This is a genomic window from Streptomyces sp. NPDC044044 (assembly GCF_056434405.1).
The window spans coordinates 481,498-496,881 of sequence record NZ_JBWKFG010000007.1 but is presented as its reverse complement, the minus strand read 5'-3'; the positions used below and the strand labels follow the sequence as shown (position 1 = coordinate 496,881).

Annotated in this window: 12 protein-coding genes; 6 read left to right on the top strand and 6 right to left on the bottom strand. The window is 71.5% G+C overall.

Annotated elements, in window-relative coordinates:
- Positions 1 to 4 precede the first annotated feature (4 nt).
- Complete coding sequence (locus tag AC07AG_RS27800) at positions 5 to 1,087, bottom strand: LysR family transcriptional regulator (RefSeq protein WP_478758664.1); 1,083 nt, start codon at positions 1,085 to 1,087, stop codon at positions 5 to 7.
- Positions 1,088 to 1,116: 29 nt separating this feature from the next.
- On the opposite strand from AC07AG_RS27800, the gene AC07AG_RS27795 reads away from it, so the two are divergent.
- Both AC07AG_RS27795 and AC07AG_RS27790 read left to right on the top strand, forming a co-directional pair.
- Entirely contained in the window at positions 1,117 to 1,590 is a 474-nt protein-coding gene (locus AC07AG_RS27795) for a cupin domain-containing protein (RefSeq protein WP_478758662.1), read from the top strand.
- Between the two features lie 146 nt (positions 1,591 to 1,736).
- Positions 1,737 to 2,483, top strand: a complete 747-nt coding sequence (locus tag AC07AG_RS27790; RefSeq protein ID WP_478758660.1) for a phosphotransferase family protein — start codon at positions 1,737 to 1,739, stop codon at positions 2,481 to 2,483.
- 309 nt (positions 2,484 to 2,792) lie between these two features.
- Here the strand turns inward: AC07AG_RS27790 and AC07AG_RS27785 are convergent, their stop codons facing one another.
- Complete coding sequence (locus tag AC07AG_RS27785) at positions 2,793 to 4,004, bottom strand: ROK family protein (RefSeq protein ID WP_478758658.1); 1,212 nt, start codon at positions 4,002 to 4,004, stop codon at positions 2,793 to 2,795.
- Positions 4,005 to 4,032: 28 nt separating this feature from the next.
- A complete protein-coding gene (gene xylB, locus AC07AG_RS27780) occupies positions 4,033 to 5,496 on the bottom strand; it encodes a xylulokinase (RefSeq protein ID WP_478758656.1) in 1,464 nt (487 codons plus the stop codon).
- Positions 5,497 to 5,689: 193 nt separating this feature from the next.
- On the opposite strand from xylB, the gene xylA reads away from it, so the two are divergent.
- A complete protein-coding gene (xylA, locus tag AC07AG_RS27775; protein WP_478758654.1) occupies positions 5,690 to 6,856 on the top strand; it encodes a xylose isomerase in 1,167 nt (388 codons plus the stop codon).
- Between the two features lie 350 nt (positions 6,857 to 7,206).
- Positions 7,207 to 7,527: a hypothetical protein gene (locus AC07AG_RS27770; protein ID WP_478758652.1), complete on the top strand. Its 321-nt coding sequence runs from the start codon at positions 7,207 to 7,209 to the stop codon at positions 7,525 to 7,527.
- A 29-nt stretch (positions 7,528 to 7,556) separates the two neighbouring features.
- Here the strand turns inward: AC07AG_RS27770 and AC07AG_RS27765 are convergent, their stop codons facing one another.
- From AC07AG_RS27765 to AC07AG_RS27755, 3 genes are all read right to left on the bottom strand, one after another.
- Positions 7,557 to 8,909, bottom strand: a complete 1,353-nt coding sequence (locus AC07AG_RS27765) for an esterase-like activity of phytase family protein (RefSeq protein WP_478758650.1) — start codon at positions 8,907 to 8,909, stop codon at positions 7,557 to 7,559.
- Positions 8,910 to 9,499: 590 nt separating this feature from the next.
- The gene (locus AC07AG_RS27760; RefSeq protein ID WP_478758648.1) at positions 9,500 to 10,828 is read right to left on the bottom strand and encodes an SWIM zinc finger family protein; all 1,329 of its coding nucleotides are present in this window, start codon (positions 10,826 to 10,828) and stop codon (positions 9,500 to 9,502) included.
- Complete coding sequence (locus AC07AG_RS27755) at positions 10,825 to 13,692, bottom strand: DEAD/DEAH box helicase (protein ID WP_478758646.1); 2,868 nt, start codon at positions 13,690 to 13,692, stop codon at positions 10,825 to 10,827. Before AC07AG_RS27755 ends, AC07AG_RS27760 begins: the two co-directional genes overlap by 4 nt.
- Before the next feature lie 247 nt (positions 13,693 to 13,939).
- Here AC07AG_RS27755 and AC07AG_RS27750 point away from each other — a divergent pair, with 247 nt between their 5' ends.
- Positions 13,940 to 14,995, top strand: a complete 1,056-nt coding sequence (locus tag AC07AG_RS27750; protein WP_478758644.1) for a fatty acid desaturase family protein — start codon at positions 13,940 to 13,942, stop codon at positions 14,993 to 14,995.
- Between the two features lie 142 nt (positions 14,996 to 15,137).
- The gene (locus tag AC07AG_RS27745; protein WP_160502917.1) at positions 15,138 to 15,320 is read left to right on the top strand and encodes a hypothetical protein; all 183 of its coding nucleotides are present in this window, start codon (positions 15,138 to 15,140) and stop codon (positions 15,318 to 15,320) included.
- The last annotated feature ends 64 nt before the right edge of the window (positions 15,321 to 15,384 follow it).

Below are 15,384 nucleotides of genomic sequence, written 5' to 3'. Positions count from 1 at the left end.
GTACTTATTGCGCATCCGCGGGCCCCAGGGCGGTGAGCAGGTGCCGGATCGCGGGGGACAACGGCCCCGGCCGCACGGCGAGGCTGACTGCCGAGCGTGCGCCGTGCAGCGGCCGGAAGGCGATACGGCGGGCCGGGGGCAGTTCTCCCACGAGGTCGAAGACAGTCCAGGACTCCGCTCCGCCCGCGGAGTCCGTGGCGATCGCCGTCAGAGTCTCCTGCAAGGTGGTGAAGTGCGGGCCGGCCGGTACATCGGTGCCGGAGGCCCGCAGCAACCCCGTCACCAGGTCGTGAAACGCGGGATTGCGCTCTCGCGGCGCCAACCGCAGCGGCAGACCCGCGAGATCGGCCACATCGAGACGGGGCAGAGCCGCCAGTGGATGCGTCGCGGGCAACGCGACGATCAGCGGATCGTCCCAGACAGGCACCGCCGCCAGACCCGGCAGCGGTCGGTCGCCCCGGACGAGCACGGCATCCAACTGCCCGCTCCGTAGTGCGTCGATACGCCGCTCACGGGACTCCTGGACCAACCGGACCCGAAGCCCCGGGACTCGTTCCGCGAGTATGTCGAGGGCCGGGTGCACGCGCTCGGCGAACGCCCGGGTGGTGCCGAGCCGCAGCACACCCTCCCCACCGGAGACGATCTCCGCCGCCACACGACCCACGCTGGCAGCGGCCGCGAGCGCGGCCCGCGCCTCCGGCAGCAGCCGCTCCCCGGCCGCTGTCAGGCTCACGCGCCGGGTGGTCCGGTCGAAGAGACGTACGCCCAACTCTCGCTCGAGACGGGCGATCTGCTGGCTCACCGAAGCCTGCACGACGTGCAGTCGCACGGCTGCCCGGCCGAATCCGCCCTCGTCCGCGACCGCCACGAAGTAGTCGAGCTGCCGAAGCTCCATGGTCGTCTCCGCCCCTCCCGCATCCGGTCCGCGCCCCGCGCATTCATCAGTGCAAGTGATCACTGCCTTCGTGAACAGCTTCTTGGACGCGCTGTGTTCCCGCGATGGACTGGTCACACCGACCACCACGGCCGCCCTGATCTTCGTGACCATCACGATCTTCACCGCTACCACGGCCTTCACGATCACCACGGCTTTCATGGCATCCGAAGGAGTACGACATGCCTCGCAACCCGCACGCCCTGATCGTCCACGAAGGAGACGCGGAGAAAGTGCCCTTGCCCGGAGGAGGCCAATTCCAGTTGCTCGAGGACAGTCGAGCGACCGACGGGCTCCTGGGGGCCAACCGGCTGGAGCTGCCCGCCGGCGCCGACGGCACGCGCCCGCACCACCACCGGCTGTCCACGGAGCTCTTCTATGTGCTCGGCGGCACCATGGAGTTCCTGCTCGACGGTGCTCCGACCGCCGTCGGCGCGGGTGGTCTGGTCGTGGTGCCACCCGGCGTGGTGCACGCCTTCGGAGCGTCGTCCGACGGCCCGGCGGAGTTCTTCGCCGTTCTCACTCCGGGAATCGAGCGGTTCGGCTATTTCCGTCAGTTGGGGCGCATCGCGCGGGGCGAGGCCGCATGGGACAGCATGGATGAGCTGCACGACAAGTACGACGTGCACTTCGTCGGGGGACCGGAGTGGCGCTGACTCGAGGGACCGCAGGCGCTGACAGGGAGGTGCCGTCAGCGGTCGGTGTCGCGCGCGAGGCCGCCGGGTTGTGGGACGCGGTCAGCATCCCGGTCGGAGGCGAAATTCCCGGCGACGTGGACGGTCGTCCGGGATGGTGGTCGCCCATGGATGAGGTCAAGGTCGTCGTCGCCCATTCCGAGCGCGCGACTCTGCGCGTCGGCGACGTGTTCCTGAAGGTGGACGCCGATCAGGCACGCATCGACGTCGAGGTCGATGCGATGGTCCTGGCGCCGGTCCCGACTCCGGAGGTCCTGTGGCGCAAGCCGCCCGTGCTCGCGATCGCCGCGGTCCCGGGGACGACGCTCGGCCGCCTCGGCGAGCCGTCGACCGCGTCGCCGACGGCGTGGGCCGCGGCGGGCGCCGCCATCCGGAAATTGCACGACGCGCAGTTGCCGCCCAGGCCCGGCCGAGCCGGCCGGGACCTCGACGAGGTGGCGGCGGATCTCGACGGCGAGTGCGAATGGCTCGTGAAGAACGGCGTCCTGCCCGCAGACCTGGTCACCCGCAACCGCGAGGTCGCCGAGGCCGCGTTCCGGCCGTGGACTCCGGCGTTCACGCACGGCGACCTGCAGATCGCTCACGTGTTCGTCGATGACGACGAGGTCACCGGCATCATCGACTGGTCCGAGGCGGGCCAGGGTGACGCCCTGTACGACCTCGCCACCTTCACACTCGGACAGGAGGAGCACATCGGTGACGTCGTCGCCGGCTACGGCACCGACGTCGACCTCGATGTGATCCACGCGTGGTGGTCGTTGCGAAGCCTGCTGGGGGTTCGCTGGCTGGTCGAGCACGGCTTCGACCCGTTCGCGCCGGGTTGTGAGGTCGACGTGCTGAGATCCCGGATGTGAGGCTGCGCGGGACCGAACCGTTACGGGTGTGTTCTGATGCAGCGCCGGGCGATGTGCGGGGTGATCCGGAACCGCCGGACCATGCCCCACCGGACCGTGCCCCATAGGACCATGTACCGGCGAACCATGTCCCTCCCGGTGGAACTCGGCGCGGACGGCCCGAACCAGCGGGATCGGGGTTGGGTGACGTCTTTGCGGTTGCCGACGGCCGGGATCGCGGCGAGCGGGATGCCGTGCGCCTCGACGGTCAGGTGGAGCGTGCTGCCGCCCGTGTCCCGGCCCACCGTGGACGGACCGGTGGCCGGCCCGTCAGGAGCCGAGAGCGGCCGCACCCGCCGGGTCGTCGAGCACCGCCCGTACCGCCGAGTGCGCGGCCCCCAGCAAGGGGCCGTCGGAACCCAGCCCGGAGACAGCGACATCGCATGCCGTACCCGCAGTGCGGCGCCCCAACTCGGCCTCAAGGGACGGCAGCAGCCACGGAGCCAGCCGCGACAGGGCTCCGCCGAGCACCACCGAGCGCGGGTCCAGCAGGTTCACCGCACCGGTGAGCGCGATGCCCAGCGCAGCCCCGGCACCGTGCAGCGCCCTTCGTACGTCCTCGTCGCCCTGCGCGGCGCGCTCCGCGAGGAGCCCGACGCGGTCCGCCCCCGGGGAGAGGCCCGCCGCGCGCAACACCGCTTCCTCGCCCGCGTACTGCTCCAGGCAGCCACGGCCGCCGCAGGGGCAGGCCGGGCCGTCCGGCCACACCGGCACATGCCCCAACTCGCCTGCGAAGCCGCGTGTCCCGCGCAGCAGCCGCCCGTCGACGACCAGCGCGGCGCCGATGCCGATCTCCGCCGAGACGTGCAGGAAGTCCTGCGGCACCTCGTCGCCGAGCCACAGCTCGGCCAGTGCGCCGAAGTTGGCCTCGTTGTCCACTGTCAGCGGCAGCCCGTCGGGCAGCAGCGCGCCCAGGTCGACGTCGTGCCAGTCGAGGTTGGGGGCGCGGACCACCGTCGCCGTGCCGCGGGCGACGAGGCCCGGTACGGCGACGGCCAGTCCCGCCGGGCGCAGTCCGGCGAGGTGGGCTTCGTCGCTCACCTGCCGTACCAGGGAGATGAGTTCCTTCACGACGGGTTGGGGCGCGCGCCCCCGGTTGTCGCCCTGTCGCACGGCACGCGCGCGTACCTCTCCGCGCAGGTCCACCGCACAGACCGAGAGATGGTCGACGCCCACCTCGGCACCGATGCCGGCCGGTCCGCTCCTGCTGACCGCGAGTGCGGAGCCGGGGCGGCCCACCTTGCTGGGGCGCTCGGGGCCCAGCTCGTCCAGGAGCCCGGAGCGGATCAACTCGTCCACCAGGGTGGAGACGGCGGCCCGCGTCAGGCCGATCCGGGTGGCCACGGCGGCACGGGACAGTGGCCCGTGCGCCGCGACGGCGTGCATGACGCGGGAGAGGTTGCGGCGGCGCATCCCCTGCTGGGTGTCGGGCAGCGGGGCTCCGGACGTCCCCTGGCGCGCGTCGTGCGGTGGTGCGGTCATGCCCCCGTCAGTCCCTGTTCTTCCGTCCTCATGGCCGTGTGTCCTCATGGCCCGCGCTGCCGAGCAGCGGCGCCGCGTCGGAGACTACCCCGGCGATCCGGGCGAGCGCCGACTCGTCCCGCTCCACAGGGGGCAGCACGGGCCCCTCGGCCGTACCCCAGCGGCGCGCGACAGCCGCCGGGTCCTCGCCGGTCAGGATGCCGGCGGCCTGTGCGGCGGCGCCGAGCGCGACCAGTTCCCTGGCCTCGGGCACCTGAATGGCACGTCCCGACAGCCGCCGCACGGTGTCCTGCCAGGCCGTGCCACGCGCCCCGCCGCCGATGAGCAGGAGCGGAGCTGAACGGTCCGCATCCGCTTCCAGGACCAGATCAAGGGCGCCGAGCAGCGAGTGCACGGCCCCGTCGTAGGCCGCCTGCAACAGATGTCCGGGAGTCGTGTCGTGCCGCAGCCCGTGCAGCAGCCCCGAGGCGTGCGGCAGGTCAGGGGTGCGCTCGCCGTCCAGATAGGGCAGCAGGGTGACGGCGCCGCCGGCTTCCACGGCCTCACGGTCCAGGCTCAGCAGGGCGGCCACCCGGTCCACGGCCTGGGTGCAGTTGAGGGTGCAGGCCAGCGGCAGCCAGTCGCCGCGCGCGTCGGCGAAGCCGGCCACCGTTCCCGTCGGATCCGCGGGGCGCCGCCTGGAGACCGCGTAGACGGTGCCTGACGTGCCCAGGCTCAGGACCGGGGTGCCGGGGCGCAGGCCGAGTCCGAGTGCCGCTGCCGCGTTGTCGCCGGTCCCGGGGGCGACCAGCGTGCCCTTGGAGAAGGGCAGTTCGCCGCTTCCGCGGACGGTGCCCGCGACCTCGCCGGGCCTGACCACCCGTGGCAGCAGCTCGGGGTCCAGGCCCACGAGTCCCAGGATCTCTTCGTCGTACGCCTCTGTCCCGGATGCCCACCACCCCGTCCCGGAGGCGTCGCCCCGGTCGGTCGTGCCGGATCCCGTGAGTCGTTCGGTGAGGTAGTCGTGGGGGAGTCGCACGGCCGCGGTGGCACGGGCGGCCTCGGGCTCGTGCTCACTGAGCCAGGCCCACTTGGTCACGGTGAAGGAGGGCCCCGGCACGCTGCCGACGCGCTCGGCCCACGCCTTCGGGCCCCCCAGCCGGTCCACCAATGTGCGGGCCTGAGCCGCCGAGCGCACGTCGTTCCACAGCAGCGCGGGCCGCACCGGCCTGGACCGCGCGTCCAGCGTGACGAGCCCGTGCTGCTGGCCGCCGACCGCTACCGCCGCGGCCTCGCGCGCCGCGCTGCCGCACTGGTCGAGCGCCGCGCACAGAGCGTTCCACCACTCCTCGGGGTCGCTCTCGCGGGCGGCCCCCGAGCTGACGCTGTGCGGGGCCTGACCACTGGCCACCACCCTGCCCGTGGCGGCGTCGACGACCAGGACCTTGGTGGACTGCGTGGAGCTGTCCACGCCGACGACGAGGGGCCCGTCGGCTGCTGGCGCTGATGACATCGGGGGTCTCCGTTCCCGCGGCTCTTTCCGGGCTCGCCCGGACTTCTTTCCGTCCGACCTTCCCAGGGATGCCTCCGGATACTAATTTGTTAATCGCCATGACGAAATAGTCGCGGCAGCCGCACATGAGCGGGCATGCAGCCATGCCCGGGGCGGCCACGCAGTCGTGCACCAGTCATCCAGGGAGCCGCACATGACGTACCAGCCCACTCCTGAGGACAAGTTCACCTTCGGCCTGTGGACCGTCGGCTGGCAGGGAAGGGACCCGTTCGGGGACGCGACGAGGGCGGCCATCGACCCGGCCGACTCCGTGCGTCACCTGGCTGAACTGGGTGCCTACGGAGTGACCTTCCACGACGACGACCTGATCCCTTTCGGTGCCTCGGACACCGAGCGCGAGTCGCACATCAAGCGCTTCCGGCAGGCGCTCGACGCGACGGGCCTCGTGGTGCCGATGGCGACCACGAACCTCTTCACGCACCCCGTATTCAAGGACGGGGCGTTCACGGCCAACGACCGGGACGTGCGCCGTTACGCGCTGCGCAAGACGATCCGCAACATCGACCTCGCGGTGGAGCTGGGCGCCCGCACCTACGTCGCCTGGGGCGGCAGGGAAGGCGCGGAGTCCGGTGCGGCGAAGGACGTACGCGTCGCTCTCGACCGCATGAAGGAAGCCTTCGACCTGCTCGGTGACTACGTGACGGAGCAGGGATACGACCTGCGCTTCGCGATCGAGCCCAAGCCGAACGAGCCGCGCGGCGACATCCTGCTGCCCACCGTGGGACACGCCCTCGCCTTCATCGAGCGCCTGGAGCGTTCCGATCTGTTCGGCGTCAACCCCGAAGTGGGCCACGAGCAGATGGCCGGCCTCAACTTCCCGCACTCCATCGCCCAGGCCCTGTGGGCGGGCAAGCTCTTCCACATCGACCTCAACGGCCAGACCGGCATCAAGTACGACCAGGACCTGCGCTTCGGGGCAGGCGATCTGCGGAGCGCCTTCTGGCTGGTGGACCTCCTGGAGAGGGGCGGTTACGAAGGACCGCGGCACTTCGACTTCAAGCCCCCGCGTACGGAGGACTACGCGGGCGTGTGGGCGTCGGCGTCCGGCTGCATGCGCAACTACCTGATCCTCCGGGAGCGTTCGGCCGCCTTCCGCGCCGACCCGGAGGTCCAGGAAGCCCTGCGCGCCTCCCGTCTGGACGAACTGGCCCTGCCGACCGCCGAAGACGGTCTCTCCGGGCTGCTCGCCGACCGCGCCGCCTTCGAGGACTTCGACGTGACGGCCGCCGCGGACCGTGGCATGGCCTTCGAGCACCTCGACCAGCTGGCCATGGATCATCTCCTGGGGGCGCGGGGCTGACCAAAGGCTCAGCTCCGGGGTCATCAACTTCCGCACAGGGGTCGCATCTTGACCCTTTCGAGGCGACTCTTGACGGTATGGCCATGCCACCCGTACCGCCGCAGCCTCCCCCTCCGCCGGGTGACGCACCCCCTCCGGGTGATGGCGGCTTCGGTCCGCCCGGAGGGGGGTACGGTCCGCCTCCGGGCGACGGGTACGGACCGCCGCCGGGCGACGGGGGCTGGCCTCCCGCGGGTGGCGGAGTGCCCCCTGGAGGCAGTGGCGTGCCCCCTGGCGGAGGTGGGTGGCCGCCTCAGCCGCAGCCGGGAGGGCCGTCCGGGCGACGGGGCGGGCTGTTCGTCCTGCTCGCAGTGATCGTCGCGATCGGAGCCGTCGTCGCGGTGGTCCTGGTGGTCACCAGCGGTGACGGCTCCGGCGACAAGAAAGGCCCCTCCGAGACCAGCGAGAGCTCGGACGGCAAGCCCACTCCGTCGCTGAGCATCCCGTCGCAGATCCCCTCCGAGCTGCCGACGGAGGTGCCCTCGAACCTGCCGAGCGGCCTGCCATCAGATCTCCCCAGTGGCCTCCCCAGCGAACTGCCGAGCGACCTGGACCCCCTGGTCCCGTCACGCGCGGACAACGAAGTGCCCTACTACTTCCTGCAGGTGGGCGTCACCAAGCCGCTGCCCTGACCGGCGCGTCGGACGCGGGGACGGCGCGCTCAGAGGCCCTTCGGCAGCCGTACGTACGTCACCGTGGTCTCCACATCGCTGTCCACGAGCCGGCCGTCCTCGTCGAACGCCTCCGCCCCGTCCGTCATCCCGAAGTCGTTGTCGTTGATCAGGGCGAGGGCGTGGCTGTTCACGCGGGCCACGCCTTCGATCTTGTCGGGCACACCGTCGATGGCGCCCAGGTCGACCAGGAGGCGCTTCTTCAGGACAGGCACTCCGGAGCCCGCCGGATCGTCAAGCTCCTCCAAGGAGGGATTCGTGGCGGCGTCGTCCCACCGCTCGCCGAGGATGTCGGAGCGGCGGTCCAGCTTCACCGTCTGCAGCCGCGCGGCCTTGTCGGTGCGCTCCTCGACGAGGAGCCGGTCACGCCCGACGGCCACCACGGAGGAGATCTTCAGCTCGGACGTGTCATCCTCGCCCGGGTCGACGACATCAACCGCGTCGAACCGGTACGCATACTCGGCGGTGACCGCCTGCTTCTTCGGCGAGAAGCGCAGCAGCCGCGTCGTCCGCGAGGCGTCGCCCGCGTCCTCGTCCGGGAGGGAAAGCGGGCTCTGGACCGCCATCACCAGGTCCCCACCGGGGAGTTGAGCGAGCCCCTCGAAGCCGCGATTGCCCTTGCGGTGCAGCAGAACGCCCGGCAGCGCCTCCACGACCGGGTAGTCGGCGCCCGACAGCTTCAGACCCTTGGGGACATAGCGCTTGAGCACCTTGCCGCGCGCCGAGACATGGACGAGCGAGGGCCCGTACTCGTCGACCAGCCAGAAGCTGCCGTCATGCGCCCGCACGATGCCCTCGGTGTCAAGGCCGTTCGGGTCGTAGGCCAGTGAGGTCTTCGCGTCGTAGGTGTACGGCGCCTCATCGCGCCCCTTCTGGTTGGACAAGCCCGTGACGGGCTTCCCGGAGGAGGTCGTCAGCGGGAGCGCGTCGATGACCTTCACGGTGTCACCGGAAACGCGGATCTTCACGATCGCGGGGTCGAATCCGGGAACGGGGAAGGTGCGTCGCTTCTTGCCGTCCACCTTGATCTGGCCGTTGGGCCCCCGGTCGGTGACGGTCCAGAACTCGCCCTTGCGGCCCGCCGGATAGATGTCGCTGCCGATGCCGCCGAGATCCACACCGCGGTCGTCGCTCACCGTCCCGGGCAGCAGGGAGTTGCTGAACGTGCCCAGAGGGACATCGCCGAGCGTTGCCGTCGACGTGATCCGGGGCGCCTTCTCCTTGTGGCCGGTCGGGGCGCCCGTGGCGGTCCCGGTCACCGCGATCGCGGCGAGTGCGACGAAGGGCACACCCACGGCGACGGAACGGCGGACGCGACGCTTACGTGCGGCGTGCGGGGACATGGGTGCCTCCTGGGGCGCGAGTGTTCGGTGACAGCGATCAGACTTCGCCGTCGCCGCGAACACAGGGAGGCAGAGAGGTGAACGGGAGGGGGCGTGCTGACGGCGCCTCCCGCGAGGGGCAGGAGGCGCCGCCGTCACCCGCAGGTCGGTCAGCGGTAGTTGGGCACCTGGCCTTTGTCCTCCCCTTCGCCTGGATCACGCTGACGCACTCACTTCACTCCGGGGACCTGCGGGTCGGGGAGTGCCAGTCGCGGTCGGCACCCCCCTGAACCGGTGTGATCCACACTCGCGTATGACATGCCCGCGCTCAATCGCTGGGCAGGGGGAGTGCGCGCGCCCGTGTTCCCGGCGCGTGCGTGGACGGCGTGGATACGCCGGTGGCCGCCGTGTGCGTTCCGGACAGGAGGCGTGCTTCGGCGGCGTGAACGCGCCGGGTGGCCTGCCTCGGGCGTGAACGCTGCCGGGCGGACACGGAGTCGGATGCGGACAGGGAAGCGGACACGGAAGCGGAAGCGGTCGTGAGCGGGTCGCGCCTCTGGTCCGGTGCGGGCGCGTGGGGATGCCCGCGCCCGCACCAGACCTGGCCGCCCCTATTCGCCGCCGGTCACCACTGCCAGTGCCGTCGCGGGGTCGTGGGCCGCGGGGCCCGCCGGGGTCCAGCGGCCGCGCTCCTTGCGGTAGGGCCACCAGCGGCCGTCGGTCCCGTGCCGCAGCTGGGCGTCGCTGCCGACCACCGTCCAGCGATTGCGGGCGGCGCGCAGCCGTGGCCGTTCACCGTCGTCCCAGGCCGCGTCCAGCGCCGCACGCGCGCGTGCCAGTGCGTCCGCCTCAGGAGTCCACTCCTCCTCCAGGACGGAAAGCGCGGCCGGTCCTCCGTACTCCCAGGCCCGCACGGCCAGCGCCAGCCCGTCCCTGCCGCGGCCGGCCGCGGTCGCGAGGCGGGCGGCCACCGGTGCAGCGGGAGCCGCGGCGGCGAGACGTACGGCATCCTCCTCCAGCGTCAATTCCTGATCGGCCGAATGCCGTTCGTGCCCCGCGGACAGCGCCTCCGCCAGCATCCGGCGCGCCTCCACGGCTGCCTGAGCCGCCAGGAACTCGAGTGCCGCCACATCGAGACCGGGCGCGGGCTCCGCCTCCGTGTCGAGCGAAGGCGGCAGACCCGGCTCAGGCGGCAGCGGAGGGAGCTCGGGCAGCGGGGGCAGGATGGCTCCCTCCGCGTACGCCTCGTCGGCGTCCACGCCCTCCTGGGCCACTTCCTGCTCCTGCGCGGGGGCCTCCTCGGCCTCGGCCCGCGCCACGCTGCGTACTTGCAGCTCGTCAAGGAGTTCGCGCTCGGCTCGGCCACGCATCAGGAACAGGACGAACGGATCCTGGTCGAGCAGCCGGGCCACCTGGTAGCAGAGCGCGGCGGTGTGTCCGCAGTGGTCCCACGCGTCGCAGTCGCACTCCGGCTCCAGGTCGCCGATGCCGGGCAGGAGCTCGACACCCGCCGCCGCCGCGTCCTCCACCAGGTGCGGCGGCATCTCGCGGTCCAGGAGAGCCGCGATGTGTCCGGCCCGCTCGACGGCCATGCCCAGGAAGCGGTCCCACTCGTCCTCGCTGAGCCGCTGCAGCAGTACGTCGGAGCGGCGCGGGGTGCCGTCACGGTCCTTGACGACCGCGGTGATCCGGCCGGGTCGCACCGAGACGGCACCCACGGCTCCCGCGCGCGCCAGTCTGCGACCGGCCTTCAGCTGGGCGAGGTCCAGCGCCGTGTCCTCGAGCGCCTTCAGCCAGGCCTGGCCCCACCAGCTCTGCGCGAACCCCCGCCCGTGCGCGGCCGGCAGCGCGGCGAAGGTGCGCTCGTGCTCGTCCGCGCCCTCCCCGTGACGGCTGTTCTCGTGTGTGTCGCCGTTCGACTCGTCGTACGTGTCGCTCATCGCGTCCCCCCTCGCAGCTCCACCAGATCCGACAGCTCGGCGTCGGTGAGTTCCGTCAGTGCGGCCTCGCCCGAGCCGAGGACCGAATCCGCCAACTCCCGCTTGCGCAGCAGCATCTCGGCGATACGGTCCTCGATCGTCCCCTCCGCGATCAGCCGGTGCACCTGCACCGGCTGCGTCTGCCCGATGCGGTACGCCCGGTCGGTGGCCTGCGCCTCGACGGCGGGGTTCCACCAGCGGTCGTAGTGCACGACGTGCTCGGCCCGCGTCAGATTGAGGCCGGTGCCTGCGGCCTTCAACGACAGCAGGAAGACGGGTACTTCGCCGGCCTGGAAGCGCTCCACCATCGCTTCGCGCGCCGCGATGGGCGTACCGCCGTGCAGGAACTGGGACGGGGTGCCCCGGGCCGCCAGATGCTGCTCGATGAGGCGCGCCATCTGGACGTACTGCGTGAAGATGAGCACGCTCGCGTCTTCGGAGAGGATCGTGTCGAGCAGCTCGTCGAGGAGTTCCAGCTTTCCGGAACGGCCCTCGATCCGCGGCTTGTCCTCCTTGAGGTACTGCGCCGGGTGGTTGCAGATCTGCTTGAGGCCGGTGAGCAGCTTGACGATCAGACCGCGGCGGGCGAAGCCGTCGGCACCGGAGATCTCCGCGAGCGTCTCGCGTACGACTGCTTCGTAGAGGCCTGTCTGCTCCGTGGTGAGGGAGACGGCCCGGTCGGTCTCCGTCTTGGGCGGTAGCTCGGGTGCGATGCCCGGGTCGGACTTGCGCCTGCGCAGCAGGAAGGGGCGTACCAGTTGGCCGAGCCGCTCGGCGGCTGCCGGATCCGTGCCGCTCTCGACGGCCTGCGCGTAGCGGGTGCGAAAGGTGCCGAGCTTGCCGAGCAGGCCCGGTGTCGTCCAGTCGAGGATGGCCCACAGCTCGGAGAGATTGTTCTCCACGGGGGTGCCGGTGAGTGCCACGCGCGCGCGTGCCCCGATGGTGCGCAGCTGTTTGGCGGTGGCCGAGTAGGGGTTCTTGACGTGCTGGGCCTCGTCGGCGACGACCATCCCCCAAGGGGCGTGCGCGAGGCTGTCCGCGTCGAGGCGCATCGTGCCGTACGTGGTGAGGACGAACTCCCCGTCGGCGAGGTCCTCCAGGCTGCGCTGAGCGCCGTGGAAGCGGCGTACGGGGGTGCCGGGGGCGAACTTCTCGATTTCGCGCTGCCAGTTGCCCATGAGGGACGTGGGGCAGACGACGAGGGTGGGTCCTGCGGACTCTCCGTCCGACTGCCGGTGCAGATGCAGGGAGATGAGCGTGATCGTCTTGCCGAGGCCCATGTCGTCCGCGAGGCAGCCGCCCAGGCCCAGGGAGGTCATCCGGGCCAGCCAGTTCAGGCCGCGCAGCTGGTAGTCGCGCAGGTCCGCGGCGAGCGCTTCGGGCTGGCCGACGGGCTCCATGCCCTCGGGGTCCGCGAGGCGTTCGCGCAGCGTGGCGAGCCAGCCCGTCGGCTGGACGTCCACGCGGCGCCCCGCCACTTCGGTGGTGCCCGTCAGAACGGCGCTCAGGGCGTCGATCGGCGTGACCTTGTGGTCCTGGTGTGCGCGAGCGCGCCGCGCCTCTTCGGGGTCGATGAGGACCCACTGGTCGCGCAGGCGCACCACGGGGCGGTTGGCTTCGGCGAGACGGTCGAGCTCCTCGCGGGACAGCGGCTGGTCGCCCAGCGCGAACCGCCAGTTGAAGGTGAGCAGCGCGTCCGCGGAGAGGTAGGACGGCGCATCCGACGACGGCTTGTCCGGCTCCTTCGCCTCTTCGTCGGGCGGGCCGATGACCGCCCGGGCGGTCAGATTGCGTGCCAGCTCCCTGGGCCAGTGCACCTCGACACCCGCGGTGGCGAGCATGCGGGACCCCTCGCCCAGGAGCGAGGTGACCTCTTCGTCGGCGAGCTCGATCGCGTCGGGGACGGTGGCCGAGAGCAGCGGGGCGAGCGGCGGCCACGTGCGCGTGGCGCGACGCAGCGCGAGCAGGGCGTCCATCCGTGACCGCGGTCCGAAGGCCTGCCCCGAGGCGCCGGATCCGGCCCACACCTCGGCCGCGTCCGCGACGAGCGAGGGGTCGCTGACGCTGTGCATCTGCAGCACGGCGCGGAACGGCAGCCGGGTCCCCTCGGGTGTGTCCGACACCAGGCCGGGCACCTCGACGCGCAGCGAGATGCGTACGCCGGCATCGTGCCCGGCGGCGACATCGGTGGCCCACGGGCGCTGCTCAGGGATGTGCTGGGGCTGCGACGAGGCGAAGGCGGGGACGCCCGCGGCCAGCGTCGCGGCGGGGGAGCGCGGCAGCGTGTCGGCCACCGCGTCCAGGAACTGGCGCAGCAGCCGCTCGGGTTCGGGCAGCCGCAGCGGCTCGGAGCCGTCCAGCGGCAGGGCGTGCGCGGCAGGGGGCATCGCGGCGGCGAGGTCGCGCAGGCGGCGCAGGTCGTCGGCGCCCAGCGGGCCCGAGCGCCACGCGTCGTGATCGCTCATCGTCAGTCCGGGCAACAGCAGCCCGCGCGCGGCGAGTTGCAGCGCGAGCACTCCCGCCGCTCCCCAGAACGCGGCCGTCGGGTGAACCCCCGCCGTGGCACGCGCGCGTGTCAGGACCGGCAGTGCCGCGCGCACCGGGAGCACCACCGCCGGCACATTGCTGAGTTGCACTCCGCCGTCGCCGGGCACGGCGACGGTCAGCTCCTCGATGGCGCCGGCGGAGCAGGCGGGCAGTGCCTCACCCTCCGGGTTCCAGAAGGCGACCCGGCCCATGCGTGCCGGGTCGGCGGATACGAACAGCACGGAACAGCGGGACAGTTCAGAGATCTCGGAAGGTGACGCGGCAGGGGGCCTGGGCACGGCGATGGCACATTCCTCAAACTTGACTACTAGGGTCGGAGTCGCCGAGGGTACAGCACGTCTCACGCGAGGCGTGAGTGATCAAGGAGTGATCCCCGTCACGCACGCCCCGTGGTGTACTTAACCCCCCTTCCAGACGGTGTTGGCCCCCTTCCAAGACGGGTGAAGGCGCCATGGATGCCCCAGGTCACCGGCTCATACGTTGTGTCGTGTCAGCCCGATCCAGTCAGAGACCGGAGACCTCACCATGTCCCAGGCCGCCGCCGCAGTCGCGGAGCGTTCCCCAGGCACCACCACGAGGCAGCCCGCCGGGAGCGATTTCGCGCCTCTCCTGCGCACCGTCAAGGAGCAGGGACTTCTGGGCCGCCGCACCGGCTGGTACGCCCGCACCATCGTGGTCAACACCGTGGCACTGGCCGCCGTGGCGACGGGCATGTTCCTCATCGGAGGCTCCTGGTGGGTGCTGCTCCTCGCACCCGTCCTGGCCGCACTGTGTGCCCGTACGGCGTTCATAGGCCACGACGCGGGGCACTCCCAGATCACCGGCGACCGCGGCGTGAGCCGCGCCATCGGTCTCATCCACGGCAATCTCCTCCTCGGCATGAGCTCGGCCTGGTGGAACGACAAGCACAACCGTCACCACGCCAACCCCAACCACCTCGACAAAGACCCCGACGTCGCCGCGAACATCCTCGTCTGGACCAGCAAGCAGGCCAAGGTCCGCCGGGGCTTCCGGCGCTGGCTCACCCGCAACCAGGCCTGGCTGTTCTTCCCGCTGACCCTGCTCCAGGGCATCGCCATGAAGATCTACGGCTTCCAGGACCTGCGCCGCCAGGCCCCGCGCGAACGCGTACTGGAGGGCCTCCTCCTGGTCGCCCACCTCGTCGGATACGTGACGCTCCTGCTCGTCACCATGCCGGTGGGCCACGCCCTTGCCTTCGCCGCCATCCACCAGGCGCTCTTCGGACTGCACCTCGGACTGGCCTTCGCGCCGAACCACAAGGGCATGGAGATGCCCGACCCCGACGGGGAGCGCTGGGGCCACCTCAGCCGCCAGGTCCTCACCTCGCGCAACGTCCGCGGCAGCATGGTGACCGACTGGCTCCTGGGCGGACTCAACTACCAGATCGAGCACCACCTGTTCCCGAGCATGCCCCGCCCCAGCCTGCGACGCGCCCAGCCGCTGGTCCGCGCCCACTGCGCCGAGCTGGGCATGCCGTACACGGAGGCCGGATTCCTCGACTCCTACCGGCAGGTACTGCGCCACATGTACGAGGTCGGCGAGCCGCTGAGGATCGAGTAGCCGCGCGGACACGCGCCGCACCTCAGGGTTGTGTCAGGGTCGCTCCTCAGGGGTCTGTCAGGGGAGCAGACTGGAACCGTGGGCGGCCCGAGCCCGTTTCTCAAGACAGAGAGCGGCAACAGCCGCGAAGGAGGCGACGCACATGTCGAAGAACGCGAAGATCGCCGCAGGAGGTGTGGCGGCCGGCATCATCCTGTTGATCTGGCTGCCCTGGTGGGCCGCCCTCCTGATCGTGCTCGGGGTCCCGGCCGCGGCCTATCTGACCCTCGACCCCGGACAGCGACGCAGGCTGCGCCGGGTCTCACGCAAGGAGATCGGCCACTGACCCGGCACCCTGGAGGGGCACCGAACCTGTGAGCAGGCGCTCGACGCACAGGGGCTGACGGCTG

What these genes read in the sequence shown, in the direction of transcription:
- AC07AG_RS27795 (WP_478758662.1), top strand. Translation starts at nt 1,117, where the DNA reads ATGCCTCGCAACCCGCACGCCCTGATCGTCCACGAAGGAGACGCGGAG.
- AC07AG_RS27790 (WP_478758660.1), top strand. Translation starts at nt 1,737, where the DNA reads ATGGATGAGGTCAAGGTCGTCGTCGCCCATTCCGAGCGCGCGACTCTG.
- AC07AG_RS27785 (WP_478758658.1), bottom strand. Translation starts at nt 4,004, where the DNA reads ATGACCGCACCACCGCACGACGCGCGCCAGGGGACGTCCGGAGCCCCG.
- xylB (WP_478758656.1), bottom strand. Translation starts at nt 5,496, where the DNA reads ATGTCATCAGCGCCAGCAGCCGACGGGCCCCTCGTCGTCGGCGTGGAC.
- xylA (WP_478758654.1), top strand. Translation starts at nt 5,690, where the DNA reads ATGACGTACCAGCCCACTCCTGAGGACAAGTTCACCTTCGGCCTGTGG.
- AC07AG_RS27765 (WP_478758650.1), bottom strand. Translation starts at nt 8,909, where the DNA reads ATGTCCCCGCACGCCGCACGTAAGCGTCGCGTCCGCCGTTCCGTCGCC.
- AC07AG_RS27760 (WP_478758648.1), bottom strand. Translation starts at nt 10,828, where the DNA reads ATGAGCGACACGTACGACGAGTCGAACGGCGACACACACGAGAACAGC.
- AC07AG_RS27750 (WP_478758644.1), top strand. Translation starts at nt 13,940, where the DNA reads ATGTCCCAGGCCGCCGCCGCAGTCGCGGAGCGTTCCCCAGGCACCACC.
- AC07AG_RS27745 (WP_160502917.1), top strand. Translation starts at nt 15,138, where the DNA reads ATGTCGAAGAACGCGAAGATCGCCGCAGGAGGTGTGGCGGCCGGCATC.